This window comes from Snuella lapsa, assembly GCF_039539345.1.
In the GTDB taxonomy this organism is placed as follows: Bacteria; Bacteroidota; Bacteroidia; order Flavobacteriales; family Flavobacteriaceae; genus Snuella; species Snuella lapsa.
The window spans coordinates 1-4,982 of sequence record NZ_BAABCY010000089.1 but is presented as its reverse complement, the minus strand read 5'-3'; the positions used below and the strand labels follow the sequence as shown (position 1 = coordinate 4,982).

Here is a 4,982-nt window from a genome sequence, read left to right as displayed (position 1 = left end):
GAGGACAAACTCTTCGATAGGTTGGTTATTGCTAATATCACAGGATTATGACGAAAAACGGATATTCAATAAAATTATAAGGCAAACTTAGATATGAAAATTTCGCTTTTCGTTAACGGAATAAAGCGATTAGATTAAATTATTTTAAACCTAATGTTAAGGTGTTAAATTAACGTGAATAATTAGATTGATTCTAATGAGCGTTTGGGAGCTAAAACAAAGAATAATCATTTCACAATGCAAAAATAGATAGAGGATTTGTGTCCGTTTAAAAGCAATCTCTTTTGATTATCCTTATGTTGCAGGTAAATAAAGTTTCTGTCCAAAAGAATTTTGTCTATACAAAGTTCTTTCAGAATTTTACGCGAAGCAACAATATGGATAGTAGGCTATTTGCGTTATTTTAGGTTCGTTTTAATTGTCGTTGTATCTTTTTTATGGCCGATTCGATGGATTTTTCAGGTTCAATAATGTTGTACTCGCCCCAAAATTGAGGGTCAGAGAAGCCAGAAACTTGGTCAATTAATATTGTTGTAGGTTGTAACCTATTGCTCTTAATGTTTTTAACGAATTTAGAATCACTAATTTTCCAATCGGTTATGGCCATTTCACTGTTTAAGGTATAAACACTGTTAAAGAGTTTGCCTTTCCAGTTTACTTTAAATGTTAATAGAATATTACTGTAAGCATAATGCCATTTGCCATTTTGTGTTCTGTAGTTCACCCTGTAATTGGCTTCGGTAGGATATACGTCCACCCTTCTGGGTTTTTTGCGAACAAACATTTGGCTGGATAGTGCTTTGTTTTCAACATTTAAACTATAAACGGCACTGGTTAAAGCAAGGTTCTTGGCATCTATATAAAGTTTCCCATAGTATAGGGGTGTCATAACATGTGGTTTTTGTTTGAAATTCACCACATACACAAGGTTTTTGTCTATTTGTGTTGAAGGTGAGAAACTAAAATCGTAAAGTTCAATGTCTTCATCAGTAAATATAAATTCAGGATATTTCATAATATCTGTGTATAAATTGCAAAAAGGTCCACCTTGTAATTTTAATGCGATAGTATCTAATCTTGAATAATTCGTGTTTTTTCTTGCTTTGATTAGGTTTATAGCGTCTTTTTTAAAACTGTTATAAGGTTGTTTTTGTATCTGTACCACAGCTTCCGACAGTGAGGCATTTTTGCGCCTTTTTTTAATGGTCTCCCGGTAAAAGGCAGTCATTTCCGTATTGGAATTGTTGTAAAGGGAGCTCTTGTTTTTTAAGGCAGCTAAAAACAAGGATTTAGCATCTTTGGGTAAGGTGATTTGTATCACGTCTAACTGCGTTGGTGTTGGCTCTAAATCAATTTTTTCATTGTTGCCAATGGTAGATATCTTTAACTCTTTTTTGTGATAACCTAATCGCGAAATGGTTAAATGTCCGTCTAAAAAGGATATGGGTACTTTTAAAATAAATTCACCATCAGAATTAGATATGGTGCTAATATTTGTGTTGTTAATAACGAGGTCGGCAAATATTAAAGGTTCATTGGTGTTGCTGTCAATTATTTTGCCTTTAAGTTCCTTAAAGGATGTAACGGCTTGTGCATAAATATTAGATATATTGCAGGTAAAAATCAGGCAGCACGTGGTAAATAATATAAGAAATTTATTTTTCATGACTCCTAAAGTGTTTAAAATGAGAATTCGTGCTTATAAGTTACAAAATTTGGTGCAAAAGAAAGAGGTGTTTAAGTTAAATTTATGATTAAGGTGTTGTCAATAAGATACTTGTGTTGTTGTTGGAGCAAGGAGGGCGTCCGTTATTCATATATTTAATTAGAACCTTGCTCTGTTAACTCTTAACGTATTTTTTAGAATTTCGAAATGGAATAACTGTATCTTTGCTCTTTTAAATTTCATATAGATATTATGCCAACTGACTGTATTTCATTTAAGGAAACGGGATATTTTTCATCCCTTATTTGCGATTATCTTGAAGAACAACCAGAATTACAGCAGTTTTATCACCGATTCCCCAAGCTAGAGCATTTTAAGAACCAAATTGATGAAAAATATAATGAATATCAGGGACAGCATAGGGCATCATTGGTTGCTGTTTTAAAGAAGCAATATGAAGGAGTGGGCGCTTCGTTAAATACACTTAATAATATAGAGAGCCTGTTAAGCGACAAAACGTTTACGGTCACTACGGGGCATCAACTTAATTTGTTTACAGGACCTATGTATTTTTTGTATAAAATTGTATCAACCATTAAGCTTTCAAGAAAACTTAAAGAGAGGTATCCAGATTACAATTTTGTGCCAGTATATTGGATGGCTACCGAAGACCATGATTTTGATGAGATAAACTATTTCAATTTTAAAGGAAAAAAAATCCAGTGGAACCAAACTTCTGGAGGTGCCGTAGGAGAATTGTCGACAGAAGGCTTGGAACAGGTGTTTGAATTGTTTTCGGGCGAATTGGGAGGCGGTGAAAATGCCGAATATTTAAAAACACTGTTTCAATCAGCCTATTTGCAACATGATAATTTGAGTGAGGCAACGCGTTATATTGCCAATGAGCTATTTAAGGAATATGGTTTGGTGATTATTGATGCCAATCATCCCGATTTAAAAAAAATGTTTGAGCCATTTATGAAGGATGAATTGTTAAATAAAACATCTTACCATTCAGTTACGGCAACAAACAAACGTATTAACGACATAGAAGAGAAGTTATATAATATCCAAGTAACGCCACGTGAGATTAATTTATTTTACTTAAAACAAGGATTGCGAGAACGTATTGTGTTTGAATCAGGTAGTTATAAGGTTTTAAATACCCATATTGTGTGGAAGGAAGACGAATTGCTAAGTGAGCTTTCCAAGCATCCAGAGCGTTTTTCTCCCAATGTGGTTATGCGTCCACTATATCAAGAAGTGATATTGCCCAACCTATGTTATATCGGAGGAGGCGGAGAATTGGCTTATTGGTTTCAGTTAAAGCAATTTTTTAATGAAGTAGGTGTAACGTTTCCGATACTTCTGTTGCGAAATTCAGTGCTAATTAAGACCAAAAAACAGGCAGAAAAGTTGGAAAAACTTAATGTGTCCAATAAGGATATCTTTTTAAAACGAGATGCCTTTATAAACAAGAAGGTAAGGGAAATATCGAATATAGACATAGATTTTTCATTGCAAAAAGTACATTTGTCCCAACAGTTCGAAAACCTATATGCATTAGCTAAGCAAACCGATAAATCCTTTGTAGGGGCTGTAAAAGCCCAGGAGGTGAAACAATTAAAAGGTCTGGAAAAACTGGAAAAACGGTTGCTTGCTGCCCAAAAACGAGCCTTGTCCGATCAAGTAATCAGAATGACCGATCTTCAAAATCAGTTATTTCCAAACCAAAGCCTTCAGGAACGCAATACTAATTTCTCGGAGTTTTATTTAGAATATAGTTCACAATTAATACCACATTTAATAAAAGAATTAGATCCTTTACAAGGAACATTTACAATACTAAATTTATAGTACAAGCATGCATAAGATAGATATCGATCTAATTGAAATGACCTTAGATGTCATGAAATATGTAATTGGAAGAGTTTCAGAAATTGAACACCCAATAGGGAAGCCAAAAAAATATGAAGAATTAAAAGCCTTGGTTGGTGACACCATTACACCAAAGGGCGTTGGGGGCGAATATGCTTTTGACCTTTGGAAAGAGCATTTGTCTAAAGCAAATGTGCCGGTAGACCACCCTAGAAATTTAGCTTTTGTTCCTGCATCTCCCACGCGTGCCGCAATTATGTTCGATTTAATTACATCGGCATCCAGTATTCATGGGGCCTATTGGATGGAAGGTGCCGGAGGTATTTTTTGTGAAAATGAAGCTATGAAGTGGATTGTTTCCTTAACAGGACTTCCAGAAGGCGCTTTTGGTGTATTTACCAGTGGCGGTACGGCAGCTAACCTATCTGGTATAGTAACTGCACGGGAATACTGGAGACGTGACGATACATTTAAAGGAGAGAAGGGGTTAATAATAACTTCAATTGGAGCGCATTCGTCTATTAAAGCGATGGCTAAAGTAGCCGATGTCGATATCCTATTAGTGGATTCTGAAGAAAAACTATCGGCAGGAGCACTTCAAAAAGCTATTGACGGTCTAACCGACCAGCAAAGGAAACGGCTTTTTGCGGTTGTAGCAACAGGAGGAACAACCAATGCAGGGATTATTGATGACTTGTCCGGTATAGCCGATGTTTGTGAATCACACAAACTATGGATGCATGTCGACGCAGCCTATGGAGGTGGCGCTTTGGCGGCCGATTCGGTAAGACATTTATTTAATGGTATAGAACGTGCAGATAGTATTACTATCGATCCGCACAAATGGATGTTTTCGCCTTACGATTGTGGTGCTATTATTTATAAAAATCCAGAGCTGGCAAAAGAGGCGCATTCCCAAGAGGGTTCCTATTTGGAAATTTTTAAGGATGAAGGCGCACATGGTTTTAATCCTACCGATTACCAAATACAATTAACCCGTCGTGTTAGGGGCTTACCTTTGTGGTTTTCGCTGGCAACACATGGAACCGATAGGTACAAAGAAGCAGTAGAGCGTGGTATTGAACTGGCACAAATAGCCGGAAAACTTATTGAAGAGCGTTCTTATGTGGAGTTGGTTAGAGAACCTAGCTTGTCTTGTGTGTTGTATAGGAGGATTGGATGGAAGCCCGAAGATTATACACATTGGACCTATAAAAATCATGGAAAAGGTTTTGCTTTGGTAACACCAACGAAGTGGAAGACCAAAACAGGTTTTGAAACCGTATCCCGTTTTTGTTTTATTAATCCAGATACCACTCAAAAGGATATAGAGTTGATTTTGGATTCCATGGTATAAAAAAACCAGAGCAATTTCATTTAAAAAATTAGGGAATTGATTTAGATAATAATTATCTTTCCCAAGTCTAAGTTTTCTTTA

General features: G+C 35.8%; 3 protein-coding genes. 2 read left to right on the top strand and 1 reads right to left on the bottom strand.

The features are described from left to right. Positions 1 to 403: 403 nt before the first annotated feature. Positions 404 to 1,666: a carboxypeptidase-like regulatory domain-containing protein gene (locus ABD792_RS16800; RefSeq protein ID WP_345007530.1), complete on the bottom strand. Its 1,263-nt coding sequence runs from the start codon at positions 1,664 to 1,666 to the stop codon at positions 404 to 406. Between the two features lie 252 nt (positions 1,667 to 1,918). Here ABD792_RS16800 and bshC point away from each other — a divergent pair, with 252 nt between their 5' ends. Further along, positions 1,919 to 3,523, top strand: a complete 1,605-nt coding sequence (gene bshC / locus ABD792_RS16795) for a bacillithiol biosynthesis cysteine-adding enzyme BshC (RefSeq protein ID WP_345007529.1) — start codon at positions 1,919 to 1,921, stop codon at positions 3,521 to 3,523. A gap of 7 nt (positions 3,524 to 3,530) precedes the next feature. Then, positions 3,531 to 4,901 (top strand): pyridoxal phosphate-dependent decarboxylase family protein, encoded by a 1,371-nt coding sequence (locus ABD792_RS16790; protein WP_345007528.1) that lies wholly within the window; start codon positions 3,531 to 3,533, stop codon positions 4,899 to 4,901. Positions 4,902 to 4,982: the final 81 nt, after the last annotated feature.

Excerpts from the sequence above, each read along its gene's own strand:
- ABD792_RS16800 (WP_345007530.1), bottom strand. The coding sequence starts at position 1,666 with ATGAAAAATAAATTTCTTATATTATTTACCACGTGCTGCCTGATTTTT.
- bshC (WP_345007529.1), top strand. The coding sequence starts at position 1,919 with ATGCCAACTGACTGTATTTCATTTAAGGAAACGGGATATTTTTCATCC.
- ABD792_RS16790 (WP_345007528.1), top strand. The coding sequence starts at position 3,531 with ATGCATAAGATAGATATCGATCTAATTGAAATGACCTTAGATGTCATG.